Annotated in this window: 17 protein-coding genes; 8 read left to right on the plus strand and 9 right to left on the minus strand. The window is 60.6% G+C overall.

From position 1 onward, the window contains the following. Positions 1-17: 17 nt before the first annotated feature. The 6 genes from ACIPSK_RS00445 to ACIPSK_RS00470 form a co-directional block, all read right to left on the minus strand. The gene (locus tag ACIPSK_RS00445; RefSeq protein ID WP_446532620.1) at positions 18-1190 is read right to left on the minus strand and encodes a PLP-dependent transferase; all 1173 of its coding nucleotides are present in this window, start codon (positions 1188-1190) and stop codon (positions 18-20) included. Further along, a complete protein-coding gene (locus ACIPSK_RS00450; RefSeq protein ID WP_162115278.1) occupies positions 1187-1909 on the minus strand; it encodes a FadR/GntR family transcriptional regulator in 723 nt (240 codons plus the stop codon). Before ACIPSK_RS00450 ends, ACIPSK_RS00445 begins: the two co-directional genes overlap by 4 nt. Before the next feature lie 387 nt (positions 1910-2296). Further along, positions 2297-4120, minus strand: coding sequence for a HAMP domain-containing methyl-accepting chemotaxis protein (locus ACIPSK_RS00455; RefSeq protein ID WP_162115277.1), 1824 nt, complete (start codon positions 4118-4120; stop codon positions 2297-2299). Positions 4121-4402: 282 nt separating this feature from the next. After that, on the minus strand, positions 4403-5293 hold the full coding sequence (locus tag ACIPSK_RS00460) for a LysR substrate-binding domain-containing protein (protein ID WP_162115276.1): 891 nt from the start codon (positions 5291-5293) through the stop codon (positions 4403-4405). Positions 5294-5496: 203 nt separating this feature from the next. Continuing rightward, positions 5497-6312: an endonuclease/exonuclease/phosphatase family protein gene (locus ACIPSK_RS00465; RefSeq protein WP_026154589.1), complete on the minus strand. Its 816-nt coding sequence runs from the start codon at positions 6310-6312 to the stop codon at positions 5497-5499. 93 nt (positions 6313-6405) lie between these two features. After that, positions 6406-7869, minus strand: coding sequence for a phospholipase D-like domain-containing protein (locus ACIPSK_RS00470; protein ID WP_162115363.1), 1464 nt, complete (start codon positions 7867-7869; stop codon positions 6406-6408). Between the two features lie 213 nt (positions 7870-8082). On the opposite strand from ACIPSK_RS00470, the gene ACIPSK_RS00475 reads away from it, so the two are divergent. The 5 genes from ACIPSK_RS00475 to ACIPSK_RS00495 all read left to right on the plus strand — a co-directional run bounded on the left by ACIPSK_RS00475 (position 8083) and on the right by ACIPSK_RS00495 (position 12512). After that, positions 8083-8724 (plus strand): UdgX family uracil-DNA binding protein, encoded by a 642-nt coding sequence (locus ACIPSK_RS00475; RefSeq protein ID WP_162115275.1) that lies wholly within the window; start codon positions 8083-8085, stop codon positions 8722-8724. A 142-nt stretch (positions 8725-8866) separates the two neighbouring features. Beyond that, positions 8867-9121, plus strand: a complete 255-nt coding sequence (locus ACIPSK_RS00480; protein ID WP_026154587.1) for a DUF2934 domain-containing protein — start codon at positions 8867-8869, stop codon at positions 9119-9121. A 137-nt stretch (positions 9122-9258) separates the two neighbouring features. Beyond that, a complete protein-coding gene (locus tag ACIPSK_RS00485; RefSeq protein ID WP_017968333.1) occupies positions 9259-9441 on the plus strand; it encodes a hypothetical protein in 183 nt (60 codons plus the stop codon). Positions 9442-9450: 9 nt separating this feature from the next. Then, a complete protein-coding gene (locus tag ACIPSK_RS00490; RefSeq protein WP_017968332.1) occupies positions 9451-9624 on the plus strand; it encodes a hypothetical protein in 174 nt (57 codons plus the stop codon). 173 nt (positions 9625-9797) lie between these two features. Further along, positions 9798-12512 carry a hybrid sensor histidine kinase/response regulator gene (locus tag ACIPSK_RS00495; RefSeq protein WP_162115274.1) on the plus strand — a complete coding sequence of 905 codons (2715 nt, stop codon included), beginning with the start codon at positions 9798-9800 and terminating at the stop codon, positions 12510-12512. A 46-nt stretch (positions 12513-12558) separates the two neighbouring features. Here the strand turns inward: ACIPSK_RS00495 and ACIPSK_RS00500 are convergent, their stop codons facing one another. After that, a complete protein-coding gene (locus ACIPSK_RS00500) occupies positions 12559-12744 on the minus strand; it encodes a hypothetical protein (RefSeq protein ID WP_162115273.1) in 186 nt (61 codons plus the stop codon). Between the two features lie 165 nt (positions 12745-12909). On the opposite strand from ACIPSK_RS00500, the gene ACIPSK_RS00505 reads away from it, so the two are divergent. From ACIPSK_RS00505 to ACIPSK_RS00515, 3 genes are read left to right on the plus strand one after another with little or no spacing between them, the layout of a single operon-like run. Continuing rightward, entirely contained in the window at positions 12910-13224 is a 315-nt protein-coding gene (locus ACIPSK_RS00505; protein WP_011655053.1) for a hypothetical protein, read from the plus strand. Positions 13225-13276: 52 nt separating this feature from the next. Continuing rightward, complete coding sequence (locus tag ACIPSK_RS00510; RefSeq protein ID WP_017968329.1) at positions 13277-13567, plus strand: DUF3175 domain-containing protein; 291 nt, start codon at positions 13277-13279, stop codon at positions 13565-13567. Between the two features lie 6 nt (positions 13568-13573). After that, complete coding sequence (locus ACIPSK_RS00515) at positions 13574-14299, plus strand: glutathione S-transferase (RefSeq protein WP_162115272.1); 726 nt, start codon at positions 13574-13576, stop codon at positions 14297-14299. Between the two features lie 12 nt (positions 14300-14311). On the opposite strand, the gene ligD is transcribed toward ACIPSK_RS00515, so the two are convergent. Further along, complete coding sequence (ligD, locus tag ACIPSK_RS00520) at positions 14312-15190, minus strand: non-homologous end-joining DNA ligase (protein ID WP_162115271.1); 879 nt, start codon at positions 15188-15190, stop codon at positions 14312-14314. After that, positions 15187-16194: a DNA topoisomerase IB gene (locus ACIPSK_RS00525; protein ID WP_162115270.1), complete on the minus strand. Its 1008-nt coding sequence runs from the start codon at positions 16192-16194 to the stop codon at positions 15187-15189. Before ACIPSK_RS00525 ends, ligD begins: the two co-directional genes overlap by 4 nt. Between the last annotated feature and the right edge of the window lie 8 nt (positions 16195-16202).

The following is a 16202-nucleotide window of genomic DNA, read 5'->3' on the forward strand; positions in this document are numbered from 1 at the left end:
TAGGTTTCTCTCGGGTTTCAGGATTGTGAGGCGGCGGCGAGCGCCTCCTCGATGTCTCTCCACAGAGCCTCGGTTCCTTCGAGGCCGACATGGAGACGTACGGATCGCGCATGGATGCCGAAGGCATGTGCGGAATTCGGCTGTGCCTTCTGCTGAAGCACCACCTCGCCCGGTACGATCAGGCTTTCATGTCCACCCCAGCTTACGCCCAGTTTGAAGAGCTTGAGGTGATCGGCGAAGGTGCGGATATCGACGCCCTCGCGGAAGATGAAGGAAAACAGGCCCGAGGTGCCGATGAGGCCGGCGGGCAGGCGGTTGGCGAGCCCCGGATGGCAGACCGTCTCCACCACGTCGAGCTTCTGCAGGCGCCTGGCGATTTCAAGCGCCGATGTCTCGTGGGCCCGCATGCGCAGCGGCAGCGTGCGCAGACCGCGGATCAGCAGCCAGGCGTCGAACGGCGAAAGCTTGCCGCCGAGATAGGGATAGGCCTCCGCCTTGATGCGGGCGATCATCGCCTTCGAGCCGGCGATGACGCCCGCCACCACATCGCTGTGGCCGCCGAGATATTTCGAGGCCGAATGGATGACGAGATCGACGCCGAGCGTCAGCGGCCGCTGGAAGAACGGGCTTGCCCAGCTGTTGTCGATCATCGAGACAACACCGTGCCGCTTGGCGAGGGCTGCGAGCGCACCGACGTCATGGGCCTCCATCACCCAGCTCGTCGGGCTTTCCAGGTACAGAAGCTTGGCGCCGGGCAGCGCCCTGGCGACCGCTTCCTCGTCGCGCCCGTCGACATAGGTCACCTCGATCTTCATCCGTTTCAGGATGGTGCCGAACAGGCGGAAGGCGTCGGGATAGACATGATTGACGGCGACGATGCGATCACCCGGCTCGACAAAGCTCAGCACCGAGGACGAGATTGCCGCCATGCCGCTGGCAAAACCCAGCGCATCCTCGGCACCTTCGAGCTTGGCGAGCATTTCCTCGAAGGAGCGTACCGTCGGGTTCAGGCCGCGCGTATAGATCGGCCGCACCTTCTCGCCGCGATAGGAGGTGATCATGTCGTCATAATCGGAAAAGGTGAAAAGCGAGGTCTGGAAAATCGGCGGCACGACGGCGTCAGCGAAGTTGCTCTCGTCGTGCGCGGTGATGAGGGAAGCAAGATCGAACGGTTCTGCGCCGTTGCTCATTTGGACATTTCCTTGATGTCTTCCTCGACGATGTCGAGAATTTTCAATGTTTCGGCACGCGCCGCCTCGGGATCCCTGGCAGCGATCGCGTTGAAAAGCGTGCGGTGAAAGGGAAAGGACCGACGCGCGAAATCCTGCCGGTCGAACGGATGCTCCCAGAAGCGCTCGAAGGTCTCGCGCATCTGCTCGAGAAGCTGGCGAAACAGCGGATTGTGGGTGGCGTCGTAGACGGCGAGGTGGAAGGCAAGATCCTCCGGCCCGGAGGTGCCCTTCTCCAAGTGCACCCGTTCCATCGCGTTCAGCTTTTCCTCGATGACGACGAGATCCGTGCTCGTACGCCGCCGCGCCGCGACCATGCCCGCCTCGCATTCGATGCCGCGGCGAACCTCCAGCGTCTGCAGCAGCGCGTCGCGCAAATGGACCGCGTCGAGCGACAGCGGCATGTGGATCGTCGCCCTGGAAACCGGTTTCAGCAGATAGGTGCCACTGCCCTTGCGCGTCTCGATGACGCCGAGCGCCTGGAAGTGGCGGATCGCCTCGCGAATGGTCGAGCGACCGACGGCAAGGGCTGCCATCAGCTCGCGCTCGGCCGGCAGCCGATCGCCCGCCTTCAACCTGGCTTCCTCGACATAATCCGCCAGCGCATCGGTCACCTGACGCGCGCGGTCCATGACCGGAAGCGGCCGAATGACCGGCCTGTCGCTACGATTTGCCTTCATGGTTCCCCATTTTCTTATCAGGCAGTCAGAGCTTGAAATTGGTCTGACATCTTAGCATTTCTCAAAGAGGGGAAGGCGTCAAGGGTGTTTGTTGGGAACGAACTCGCGTTGGTTCAGCCAACATGCATGGTGGCAAGCCCGTTCTCCGTTCTTATTGGGAGGTTGCGGGTTTCATAGTGCATTCGTGCCAATGTGGGGGTTGGGCGCCGGGCCAAAAAGCGGCTTAGCTGGACATCACGCGGAGAGCGCTACCATCCTGTCAATTGCCAATTTGTACGCCCGTTGACGGAGAATCGGCGTCCGAACCCGAGATTTGGCGGACGCAACGGTGCGTTCACGGCGACGTAATCATCGAGTGAACTTTTAGTCCGATCGATAACAGGTGAACTATGCAGTCTTGCGGAAAGCATAGGCTTGGTGTCCCGTTCCGTCACCCACTTTGAATTGTCCAATCAGCTCGCGTAGCGTAACGGTCTCGTTCGCCAGCGACGTGGAGGCGGCACTCGCCTCCTCGACCATCGCAGCATTCTGTTGGGTCGTCTGATCGAGGCTGTTAACTGCCGTGTTTATCTCAGCGAGACCTGTCGACTGCTCGCGCGACGATACTGCGATCGCTTCGACGTGTTGGTTCATTGCTACCACGAGCTCACCGATCTGCTTCAAGGCACTGCCGGTTTTCGAGACCAGCTCGACACCTGTTGCCACCTCCCCGCTCGACGTTTGAATGAGCGATTTGATTTCCTTTGCCGCCTTTGCCGAGCGCTGCGCCAGCTCGCGGACCTCCTGGGCAACGACCGCGAAGCCCTTGCCAGCTTCGCCCGCGCGTGCAGCTTCAACACCTGCGTTCAACGCGAGGAGATTCGTCTGAAAGGCGATTTCGTCAATGACACCGATAATGGTCGATATCTCGTTGGAAGATTGCTCGATGCGGCTCATTGCTTCGACTGCTTGTGTGACAATCTGGCCGGACGTCGCTGCGCTGGCGTTGGCCTCAGCGGCAACCTTCCGAGCTTCCTCGGCGCGTTTGGAAGATGAGGCGACGTTTGCTGTGATTTCGTCCAGCGCGGCCGCCGTTTGTTCCAAAGCCGCCGCCTGCTGCTCGGTGCGTCTTGCGAGGTCGTTCGCACTGTTGGCGATCTCGTTCGATCCGCTGTCGATACCCACTGTCGAGCCGGCCACTTTGGTCAGCGTGCGACAGAGCTGGGCCACGGCACTGTTGAAGTCGCTCCTTAGCGCCTCAAAATCAGCATCGAATGGCTCGCTGATCTGGATTGTGAGATCGCCGTCAGCCAGCTTCTTCAAGTTTCCGGCCAATCCGTTCGTCGCCTGAGCCATCGCCGCCGCTCGCGCACGGTCAATCTCCTCACGTCTCTGGCGTTCACCTTCTGAAAGGGCGCGACTTACCTCAATTTCCTGATCCGCTTTGATCTTGGCCAATGCCGTCTGCCTGAAAACTTCGACCGCCCCAGCCATCGAGCCGATTTCGTCGGTTCGGCTGGCATAAGGAATGATTGCCGCCGTGTTGCCTGCAGCAAGCCCGGTCATCGAACCCGTAATCGCGTTGATTGGACGGGCGATCTGCGCGGCAACGTAGACAATCGCGCCAGCGACAATCGCCAAGACTAAGGCAATAAGGCCCCAGGTGCTCCAGAGGATCGCACTATAGGTTAGCTCGCTGCTCTCGTATGAGGCATCCGAACCCTTGACGTTGATGTAAAGCAGCTCGCTAGCGTCCTTGTCGGCTTCTTGGATAATGGGCTCCATATCGTTGTAGAAAATGACCTTCGCCGCATCGTTGTCGTTCTTACGAGATTTCTCGAGCATCGGCTCGGCTGCATTCGCGTAGTCGGTTGCGCCTTTTGCGATCTGTTCCAGTAATTCTTTCTCGTGAGGCGATGATATCAACGCGTTATAGGCTTCGATCGCTTTTGCCAGCTCTTCCCTCTGTGCGGTAACCTGCTTTTCAGCCGCCGCGATCGCTTCGTCACTGAGGGACATGATGTGATTGGCATATGCGAACTTCATCTTCTGAAGTTGGAGTTGAATGTTCCTGACGACGGAAACGCTTGGCAGCCAATTCCTGGCAATGGCAGTAGTGTCCTCATTTACCGCTCGCACGCTACTCAGCGAGAACATTGCGAAGCCGAGAAAAATGGACGCAAAGGTCAGATTGATGACGATCAGGGAGGTTCGGACGGTAGGCCTGCGCATGTATTCACTCCTTGGAACGATGTCAGGCCAGGTCGCAAACTTGGCTCTTGGTAAGTATTGTATGAATTTTAGGGATTTCTGTTTAATTAAACGTCAAACCCGCAGTTAGTGTGCTTTACTTTGGCACTCGCCAAAAGGCGGTATTAATGCGCGTGTCGAGCAATCTGCCGAAGGCAATTCGGCCACCCGGTCACAGTCACGTGCCGCAGGGTTTGGGGGCCTTCATCACGGTGCCGACCGAGGTCGTGCGGCACAGACAATAGATCGCCCTCGTCCGCCCCTTCAGAATCCCCTGATCCGGGACGCGATCCAGTGCACGAAGAGCGAGGCAGATGGGCTGAGCCGTTCGAAACTGCGCGCAACAAGCCAGTAGGCGCCGTGAGGAATGGCAAGATCGAAGAGGCGAAGCAGCCGGCCTGCTTTGATCTCCTCCTCGGCGAAGATCTCGTCCATCAGCGCTACGCCCTGCCCGCGCAGGACAGCCTGCATCACCAGGCCACCATCGGCATAGATCGGCCCCCGCGCCATCTCCGGCATGGCGATGCCAGCAGCTTCGAACCAGCGCGACCACACGTCCCGGTTTTCCTCATGCAGCAGCGTGTGGCGCAGAATGTCCCCCGGCCGCTTGATCGCCGGCCCCATCTTGAGCAAGGCAGGCGCTGCGACCGCTGTCATTCTGACATCGGCGAGATGCCTGTTCTCGGTCCTCGGCCAGGCGGTGGCGACCGCGCTATGGCGGATGGCGATGTCGGCCTGGCCACTGCGGAACTCGACGAGGCGTGGATCGGAGTCGATCGTCACCTCGATCTCGGGATGCCGCTCGCGAAACTCCGGCAGGCGGGGAACGAGCCAGCATGCCGCGAAGGAAGGTTCCGCGCTGATCGTGATCGCGGCAGCCGTCGACCGGCCGCGAATCTCCTCCAGGCATTCATCGATCCGGTCGAAGGATAAGGTCAGGATCGCCAGCAGCCTGGCCCCGGAAGCGGTGAGATGGACCCTGCGATGGCGGCGCTCGAAGAGCGCTTCGCCCAGCGACGTCTCAAGCTCGCGGATCTGCCGGCTGACCGCTGCCTGCGAGATGAACAGCTCCTGCGCCGCCAGCGTGAAGCTTTCGAGGCGGCCGGCGACCTCGAAACTCCGCAAAGCCGTCAATGGCAGGCGTCCACGCTTCATCCATAACCTCAAGTCATTCGAGGGCGACGATAAGCTCGTTTGAAGGCGCCAGGCAAGAGGCGGCATATGACGCGAAGGAGAGATATCGATGCGCAGGCGGATATTCGAGATCATATTGAACGTCATCCGACTGGTGACGTTTCAGCCATGGCCAGGCGCCGGGCGAAGTGAGAACGGCGACAGCACCCACTGTCGCCATGACATCAGACCGGCACCGGCTCCAGATCGACGAGCGCCTTGATCGGCAGGTGGTCGGAGGCGATGCGCGCCAGTGGCGTATCATGCGCTTCCACCTCCGAAATGATCCCCTTGCGGTTGGCGATGATCCGGTCGAGGGCCAGAAGCGGCAGGCCGGCGGGGAAACTCGGTACGGCGGCCGGCAGCTCGCCGAAGGCGGATTGGAAGGTGTTGAGCGAAGACCGGTCGCCGAGCCGCCATTCGTTGAGGTCGCCAAGCAGGATGGTCGGCATCTCGTGCCTGTCGTTGATCAGTTCGACCAGCGTGCGGGCCTGCTGGGCTCTGCTATGGCGCAGCAATCCGAAATGCGCGGCGATGATGCGCAGCACCCCGCCCTGCTCGAGTTCGATTTCGGCAACCAGCGCCCCGCGCGGCTCCAGTCCCGGCAGCTTGACCTGGTGCACGTCATGCACCAGCCCCTTCTTGAAGAGCACGACATTGCCGTGCCAGCCATGCGCCTTCGCCATGCCGGCAATCGGCACCGGGATCAGTCCCGTCTCCCGCTCCAGCCGGCCGAGATCGAGAATGCCCGTGCGTTCGCCAAAGCGCGTATCGGCCTCCTGGAGCGCAATCACGTCGGCGCCGATTTCATGGATCACCCGGCTGGTGCGCTCCGGATCGAAACGGCGGTCGGTGCCGATGCACTTGTGTACGTTGTAGGAGGCGATCAGCGTTCCCGCACTGCGCGGCCTTGCCTCGGTATAGGCTGGGTCGAGCCGCTTTTTCCTGCTCCTGATCGAGGCGAGAATGCTGGCGGGAAGGCTGTCTTTTCTGGCGTGCATCGGCAGGCGCACTCGTCCCGTTGATCGAAAATGCTTGTCTCAGCAGTATAGGCAGGCAAGCCGAACTTACCACGTCCGATCACAAAAAATCCGTCAGAGATAGGGCGACCCCAGCCATAGCACCTTTTCGATCAGCCGCACCGCGAAGGGTCGCGCCTGCAGGCCCTCAAGCGTCACCGGCGCTGCCGTTTTCAAGGTTTCCTCGATGTGCTCGTCGATCTCGGCGGCGAAGCCCTCGTTCAGCACTTCGAGATCGACCTCGAAATTCAGCCGCAGCGAACGCGGGTCGAGATTGGAAGAGCCGACATAGGCCCAGGTGCCGTCGATCGTCAGCAGCTTCGAATGGCTGAAGTTGCCGGTGGAGCGCCAGATGCGGCAATAATTCTTGAGGATCTGGTCGAATTGCGCCGTCATCGCCCGGTCGACCAGGACGAGGTTGTTGACAGCAGGCACGACGATGTCGACTTCGACGCCGCGCCGCGCCGCCGTCACCAGCGCGCTGATGAGTTCGCGGTCCGGCAGGAAATAGGGCGACATGATGCGGATCGATTGGCGCGCCACGGAAAAAGCGCCCATCAGCATCTTATGGTTGGTCTCGACGCTGCGGTCCGGGCCGGAGGCGACGACACGCATCAGTATGGGATCACCGGCGCTGCGCTCTGGCGGTTCGATGCGCCACGGCTCGTCGTTCAACAACTCCTGCGTCGAGAAGCGCCAGTCTTCGGCGGCGAGGTCGAAGAGGTCGGCCACGACAGGGCCCGTGACGCTAAAATGCGTGTCGTGGGCAAAGTTTTCGCCTGTCGCCTCCTCGCTGAAGCCCGCCCTGATGTTCATCCCGCCTGTCAGCGCAATTTTCCCGTCGACGATCAGGATCTTGCGGTGGGTGCGCAGATTGGCATAAGGCAGCCGCAAGCCCATGATGACGTTGCCGTTGAAGACGGCAACAGTGACGCCGCTCTCCCTGAGATGGCCGAGAATGCTCGGCACCGAATAACGCGCCCCGACCGCGTCGATCAGGACCCGGACCTCCACACCACGCCTGACCGCGGCAATCAGCGCATCGGCGATGCGAAGGCCAACCGCATCTCGGTCGAAAATATAGGTTTCGAGCAGGATGCTGCGCGTCGCCTCGTCGATGGCTGATTTCATCGCGGCATAGGCCTCGTCGCCGGTCTCCAGCACGTCGATCGTATTGCCTGTCGTCAGCGGATTGCGAGTCACCCGGTCGCCCAGCGTCTGCAGCGCGGCAAAACGGCGGCCGAACTGGCTGATCACCGTCTCGGCCTCGGCATCGAATGTCTCCAGTTCGTCGAATTCGGCCGCAAGCAGCAGCGCGTCGCGGCGGACGCTCAACGATTTGCGGCGGATGCGGTTGATGCCGGCAATCGCGTAAAGCACCGCGCCGATGATCGGAGAGAGAATGATGACGCCGACCCAGCCGATCGCGGCACGCACCTCCTCCTTGGTCATGGCGGCATGGATCGCCGCCGCGGCCCCCATGGCGATCGAAACGACAAAGAGGATATGCGGCCAGTAGGTTGATAGGAGATAGAACATCGCTGGCGAATATAGCCGCGAAACCGCGACGTTCAATCACACTGCCGCTCTCCCATGAGGCGAAATTTTTCACCGTGACCATTGTGCCAGCCCGGGGACCGATCGTGAAAGGTTCCGGAATGGGCCTGCAGATTGCAAAGCGCGCGGCTCATTCCCGAACGGGAACAATCCCGGCACAGATCGATTGACCCCAAGGAAATGAGGATCGCCATCATGAACTTAGCCGCAAACGTCGGTCCCGCCTTGGCGCTCGAAGTCGCGGATGCTGACAGCATTGCCGAACTCCGGCATCAGGCCGAAGACTGCACCCGCTGTGATCTCTACAAAAATGCCACGCAGATCGTCTTCGGCGAAGGTCTGGGTAAAGCCGAGATCGTCCTCGTCGGCGAGCAGCCGGGCGATCAGGAGGATCTGACCGGCAGGCCCTTTGTCGGCCCCGCCGGCCGGCTGCTCGATCGCTGCCTCGAAGAGGCCGGTCTCGATCGTCAACGCTGTTATGTCACCAATGCGGTCAAGCATTTCAAGTTCACGCCACGCGGCAAACGGCGGCTGCATTCAAAACCGAATGCCGGCGAGATCAGGCGGTGCGCCTGGTGGCTCGGCGCAGAGATCAATATCCTGCAGCCGAAACTCGTCGTGACGCTCGGCGCAACCGCTCTTTATGCGCTGCTCGGCCCGAAAGCAAAGCTGACGCCGGAGCGGGGCCATATCCTGCATCCGACAAATCGTCCGCCTGTTCTGGTCACCATCCACCCCTCCTATCTCTTGCGCATCCGCGACGAAGAAGAGCAACAGCGGCAGCGCCGGGAGTTCGTGTCAGATCTGCACAAGGCGGCGGCGTTTCGGCCCGCTTGAGTGCCGATTCTCAACCCTAATATGCTGCGATGCGAAATATTTCGGGTTGCGGCGCGATTTCGCTTGAAACAGTTCCCCACCTCTGGAACCATCTCAGCAGTATCGCGTTCGAACGACGGCATCATGTGACTGGAGATCAGCGATGGCAGAAACTCGGGAAGAGTGGATCAAAAAACGTGCATACACCCTCTGGGAAGAAGAGGGATATCCGATAGGGCGAGATTCCATTCATTGGGAACAGGCACGACACGAGCGCGACACGCTCGATGGCTCTGCCGCGTCTTCCAACGGCAAGGAAGTCAAGTCCAAGGCGAAACGCAGCGTGACGGGCAGCAAGACGAACGGCGTCGTGACACCGGCAGCGAAACGGACTGCGAGCCGCAAGACGGCGTCCTGAACACTGGAATACCGAGCATGTCGATTAAAAGGGCGTCGTCGCGACGCCCTTTGATCCCTCTTTGTCATATGCCTGAATTAGTTGTGCTTTATGGAATTTGAGAGGTGGGCTTCCATGCGGGGGTGAACAGAGGCCGGATGACGCTGCAAGCTTTGAGGCTTCAAAATAAAGTTGTTCCCCCGCCCGACAACCGGGAACAAGAACATCCAATGGCTGTTAATGGCGAAACCGGGGAGGTTGCCATGAACGACGGCCGTATCGAAATCCTTTCCATCCCGCTCTTCGCAGCCAGCGGCTGCGCTTCGACCACGATCGTGTGAGGGATGGAGATGTCGCTCCTCATCATCGCCGCGCTGCTCTATCTCGGTCTCGCGCTTGGGTTCATCCTTGTCGTCGACAATCTCGTCGGGCTGGTTTTCCGCGATCCGCGCGCGCCGGTGCAGCGGCCCTCCTTCGACATCGGCCGCGCCTTCGCCGCATCGCAAAAACTCTATCGAAAATAACAGCCCGCAGGCGCCGTCCGCAGACTGCTAAAAGTGTTGAACGCCCGGCGGTTAAGGATATTTCGACCGCGCCCTTTCCCTCCTATCGGAAGCCTCTATGTTGACGGTTTGGAAGGGCTGATCCCGAGGTGGCCAATCACCCGGCGCGGCTGACGACAAGAAAGCGATTTTGAATGGGAAGCGTCGCGAACGGCTGGCCGACAGGCGGCGGCGAAATCGGCGAATTGTTACGGCATCCGGCTTTCCACGCCGTCGGTCTCGGTCCGGTCGAAAGCTGGCCTGCGTCTCTCAAGCATATCGCCGAAATGGTGTTGAATTCCCGCCAGCCTAAATTCGTCGCCTGGGGTCCGGATCTCGCTTTTCTCTACAATGACGCCTATGTGCCTGTTTTCCCGGAGCGACATCCCGATGCCCTCGGAAGACCCTTCCGCGAGGTCTGGGCTGATATTTGGGAACAGTTCTCGCCAATCATCGCCAGCACTCTGGAAGGCGGTTCGCAGCTCTTCAAGGAACTGCTCATCCCGATGCGCCGCGACGGCCGCACCGAGGACACCTGGTTCACCTTCTCCTACACCCCGCTGCGCGACGATGACGGCATGGTCGCCGGCATCCTCTGTGCGGCCCTTGATGTCACAGACCAGGTGTCGGCCAAGCGCGGCGAACAGATTGCGCTGGAAGAGCTGCGTGCAAAATCGGACGCGCTTGCAGTCGTCAACCGGGCGGGCGCCGCGATCACCGCCGAGCCCAATGTCGAACGCCTCACCCAGATTGTCGTCGATGCCGGCGTGACGCTGACCGGCGCGGAATTCGGCGCCTTCTTCTACAATGTCGATGACGGTGAGCGCGGCAGCTACATGCTCTACGCGCTCTCAGGCGTCGATCGGAAGAACTTCGAGAAATTCCCGATGCCACGCAATACCAAGGTCTTCGCGCCGACCTTCGACGGCGAAGGCATCGTGCGCTCCGACGACATCCTGCTCGACCCGCGCTACGGGCAGAATGCGCCGCATGCAGGCATGCCGAAGGGGCATCTGCCGGTCAGGAGCTATCTTGCCGTGCCGGTGAAATCACGCGACGGCAGTGTCATCGGCGGTTTGTTCTTTGGCCACGGCCAGCCCGGCCGTTTTTCCCAAGCAGCCGAGGCGAGCCTCGTCAGCCTCGCCGGCCAATCGGCCGTCGCGATCGACAATATCCGGCTCTTCCGTGCCGCCAAAGTCGAAATCGACCAGCGCCGCGATATGGAAGATCAGCTGCGGAAACTCAATGAAATGCTCGAGGTCCGCGTCGCGGCAGAGATTGCCGAGCGCCAGCAAGCCGAAGCAGCACTCCAGCAATCGCAGAAGATGGAATCGATCGGCAAGCTTACCGGCGGCGTCGCCCATGATTTCAACAATCTGCTGCAAGTGATCTCCGGCAACCTGCAGCTTCTCGGCAAGGATGTGGCTGATAACGGCCGGGGCAAGGAACGCATTTCCAACGCGCTTGCCGCCGTCGGACGCGGCTCGCGACTGGCAAGCCAGTTGCTCGCCTTCGGCCGCCGCCAACCGCTGGAACCGAAGGTCGTCAATATCGGCCGCCTCGTCACCGGCATGGACGACATGCTGCGCCGCGCGCTTGGCGAAGAGATCGAAGTCGAGACCATGGTCTCCGGTGGCCTCTGGAACAGCTTTGCCGATCCGACCCAGATCGAGAACGCCCTGCTCAATCTTGCGATCAACTCCCGGGACGCGATGGATGGCGCCGGCAAGTTGACAATCGAGGTCGGCAACGCCTTCCTCGACGATTCCTACAGCCGCGCCCATCCTGAAGTCACCGCCGGCCAATATGTCGTGCTGGCGGTCACCGATACCGGCTCCGGCATGATGCAGGAGGTAATAGAACAGGCATTCGAACCCTTCTTCTCAACGAAACCGGAAGGCAAGGGTACCGGACTTGGCCTGTCGATGGTCTATGGCTTCGTCAAGCAGTCCGGCGGCCATGTGAAGATCTACAGTGAGATCGGCGAAGGCACGACCGTCAAGCTCTACCTGCCCCGCTCGTTCCAGAGCGAGGATGGCATCACCAATGTCGACAGCGTGCCGGCAACCGGGGGCACGGAAACCATCCTTGTCGCCGAGGATGACGAGGGTGTGCGCACGACTGTCGTTGAGATGCTGACGGATCTCGGCTATTACGTGCTGAAGTCCAAGGATGCGCAAAGCGCGCTCACCGTTATCGAAAGCGGCGCCCATATCGATCTGCTCTTTACCGATGTCATCATGCCCGGCCCGTTGAGGAGCCCGGAACTTGCGCGCATGGCGCGCGAGCGCCTGCCCGATATCGCCGTGCTCTACACATCAGGCTATACTGAAAATTCGATCGTCCATGGCGGCAGGCTCGATCCCGGCCTCGAACTGCTCTCCAAGCCCTATACACGCGAGGAACTCGCCCGCAAGATCAGCCACGTGCTTGCCAACCGGAGCCAACGCGGCCAAGGGGCGAGCAATGCCGCAGCACCGGTTGCCCAGCCCGATATAGCCGGTGAAAAGCTGAAGCTGCTGCTCGTGGAAGATGACGCCTTCATCCGCATGGATACTGCCGAGATTCTGCAGGATCTCGGCTATGACGTCATCGAGGCTGATAGCGGTGAGCGGGGCGTGGAAATCCTCGGACACACCATCATCGACATCATCGTCGCCGATGTCGGCTTGCCCGGCATGTCGGGTCCGGCCTTTGCCGCCAAGGCGCGGGAGGCCTTTCCGTCGGTCGGCCTGGTCTTTGCCACCGGCAACAGCAGCCTGCCGGATGCAAACCGTTTCCCCGGCTCGGTACTGTTGTCAAAACCTTTCAGCAGCTCGGCGCTCGACCAGGCGGTCAGGAACGCCGTCCAGCAGCGACCTGTCGGCTAAGGCATTTCTGTTTTCTGCCAGTCGTGGAAATGCTGTAACTTCTGCTTTATGCGTCGGCGCCGTCGAACTCGGGATATTTGCGCATCAGATCCACCTCACTGATGCAGCTGTCGTCACGCGCCATCAGTTCGATCGAGATCGTGTCGGCAGGATCGGGTATAGGTGACCGGCATGCCTGACCGTTCACGTCGATCGCGCCGTTTCCATCGGCTTTGACGATGTGTTTTTCCATGTTCTCGGCTCCTTCTTATGTGCGGGCTCATGCAGACTTTTCCCATCGGATACCTGATAAAATCGACTTTTGTTCCGAATCCTGGGCCTGCAGACCATGATCGTATGACCGGAACTTTTGGCCTCCGTATCGGTTCACTCCCTTTGAAAGCCAGAGGAGGCAAAAATGCCGAGAGGTGACAAATCCGACTATACCGACAAGCAGAAACGCAAGGCCGAGCATATCGAGGAGGGCTACGAGGATCGCGGCGTCTCCGAGAAGGAAGCCGAACGGCGTGCCTGGGCGACCGTCAACAAGGAAAGCGGAGGCGGCAACAAATCCGGTTCCGGCCGCGGCAAGAAGGATACGCATGAATCTTCTGAAAAGGGCGGCCGCATCGGCGGCGCGGCCTCCGCCGCACGCTCGAAGGAGGAACGTTCCGCTTCCGCGAAGAAGGCCGCTGCGACGCGCAAGCGCAACGAACACCACAGCCACCATTAACGAGGATGCGGCAAGCGGAGGCTTTCCGCCAGCCGCACAGGGAGTTTGACCCATGGCCAAATCGAGGAAGAAATGGTCGCAGGACGTCACCGAACACAGCGATGCGCTGGACCTAAAAGAAGGCGTGTTCAAATCGGACGATCCGAAGAAGATTGCCCGCTCCGTCAAGCACTCAGCCGAAGAGAGCGACCGCCGCAAGTCGAGTCCCTTTCGCGCCGCCATGTCGATGCTGACCTTCTACATCAACCGCGCCGGCAACCAACTGACGAAAAAGCGGCGCGGTACCCTTGAAAAAGCCAAGGACGAACTGCGAAAAGACTTCGGTCGCCAACCGAAGGATTGAGCAGCCATGGCATATGAGCTTTATTATTGGGACGGCATTCAAGGCCGCGGCGAATTCGTGCGGTTGGCGCTGGAAGAGGCCGGCGCTGACTATATCGACATCACCCGCCAGCCCGGGCGCGGCACCGGCGCCATGTTCGACATCATGGAGAGCGAAAGCGAACCGCACATTCCTTTTGCCCCGCCCTTCCTGAAGGACGGTGACCTCATTATCCCGCATGTCGCCAACATCCTGCTTTATCTCGGTCCGAAGCTCGGCCTTGCGCCCGAGGATGAAGGCCTTCGCCATGTCGTCAACGGCCTGCAGCTGACCGTCACGGATTTCGTCGCCGAAGTGCACGATACGCATCACCCGATCGATATGTCGCTCTATTACGAGGACCAGAAGCCAGAGGCAAAAGCTCGCTCAGCCGCCTTCATCCGCGAACGCATTCCGAAATTCCTCGGCTATTTCGAGCGTGTGCTGCGGCAAAATCCGAAAGGCCCCAACCATCTGGTCGGCGATGCGCTCACCTATGTCGACCTCTCGCTCTTCCAGATGATCGAGGGCCTGAGCTACGCCTTCCCGAGAGCCATGACAAACCGCAAGGCGGAATATCCCGCCCTTCTGGCTCTGCATGATGCGGTGGCTAAGCGTCCAAACATCGTCCGCTATCTCGCCTCCCCCCGCCGCCTCGCCTTCAACGAGGAAGGGATTTTCAGGCACTATCCTGAGCTCGACAGTGCGGGCTGAGTTAAGAGCCGTTCATTCCAGTGGCACGGCCGCATCGAAGAAATTTCCCCATGGGTCCTTCGGCCGGGTCTCCAATCGCCGCGGCACGTTGCCGAGCGTGAAAGCGGCGGGACCGTTCACCTCGTTCAATTCTGACCAATCCAGCGGCATCGAAACTGGCGCGCCCGATCGCGCCCGCGTCGAATAGGCCGCGACCGCCGTGTTGCCGCGGCCGTTGCGGAGATAATCGATATAGATATGTCCACCGCGTTTTGCCTTTGTCGCGGTTGCCAGATATTTGTCCGGCGCGTCGGCCGACATGCTTTCGGCCAGTGAATAGGCGAAATCCTTCACCTTCGCCCAGCCGGCCTTCGGCGCAAGCGGCGTCACCACATGCAGCCCCTTGCCGCCCGATGTCTTGACGAAGGCAGCCAACCCGCGGGCTTCCAGCCGTGCCTTCAATTCAAGCGCTGCCGTTATCGCCGCGCCCCAGGCAACGTCCTCGCCGGGATCGAGGTCCATGGTGATCATATCGGGTCGTTCCCAATCGTCGGTCGTTACGCCCCAGGGATGAATTTCGAGCACGGCCGACTGCACCAACGCCACGAGACCGTTGAAATCGGCGATGCGCAGCAGCTTTTCGCCGTCAGCATCCTGCGGATCGGCAATCTCTTCGATATGCGGGTTCATGCCCTTCCAGGCATGTTTCTGAAAAAACCGTTGGTGGCTTTTTATCCCATCCGGCAGACGCAGCAGCGCCAACGGCCGATTGACGACATAAGGCGCCATGAACGGCCAGACCGCCGCGTAGTAATCCGCCAGCGCCTGCTTGGTCACGCCCTCGTCCGGCCAGTAGAGCCGGTCGGGATGTGTCAACGATACGTCAGATGCCGGCGGATGTCTGGGGCTCATTCTTCGATCTCGCTTGTGAGGAAATCAAGTAGCCTGTTTTCCTCGGCCCGCAAGCCCCGCAGCGGCTCGTTGCCGCTCTCGACCAGCGGATGATTGTTGCCGGCGAGCGCGATGACCGCGGGATGGATATAGCTCGAGCGCGAGATCGCCGGTGTGTTGTGCAGCGTCTCGGCCGCGGCCTCCGACATTTGCTTTACCGTCGGCCGGCCGCCGCCGGCAATTGTCTCGCGCGCCACACCGAAGGCCGCCAGCGAGCCCGCCCAGGTGCGGAAGGTTTTCGCCGAAATCGGAACCCCCGATATCTCGGCGAGATAGGCGTTTAACCGGCCGGAATCGATCGGCTTCAGCGTCCCGCTTTCGTCCTTCCAGACGAAGAGCTGGCGGCCGGGCAGATCGGCTATCTCCTCCAGGATCTTCTGGAGCCTGGGATGCTTGAGGCTGCGCTGGACGCGCTTGCCACCCTTGGCGCGAAATTTCAGCTCTATCTGACCGGCGACGATCTTCAGGTGGCGCTTCAGCAGCGTCGTTGCGCCATAGGTGCCGTTCTCCCTGACATAGGCCTGGTTGCCGACGCGTAAGTGCGCCTCGTCGAGCAGCGTCGTCAAAGCCGCAAGTACGCCGTTGACATCCTCCGCACCGGTGTCGAGATGGCGCAGCACGGTCCGGCGGATCCGAGGCAGCGCCCGGCCGAACTCGATCAACTGATGGAATTTTCCCGCACTTCGAAAGGATTGCCAGTCCTTGTGATAGCGGTATTGCTTGCGGCCGCGCGCATCGAAGCCCGTCGCCTGCAGATGACCGTTTTCGTAGAGGCAGATCCAGACATTCTCGTAGGCCGGCGGCAATCCAAGTGCCCTGATGCGCGCCCGCTGCGATTCATCAGTGAGCGTCGTGCCGTCGGGCATGACGTAGCTGAAGCCCTTGCCCTTCCTTCGTCTTCGGATGCCAGGTTCGGTGTCGCTGACATAAACGAGACCAAGTTCGGTGATGGCTTCGGCATTCATGCTTTCTG

It is taken from the genome of Rhizobium sp. LARHSG275 (assembly GCF_052871115.1).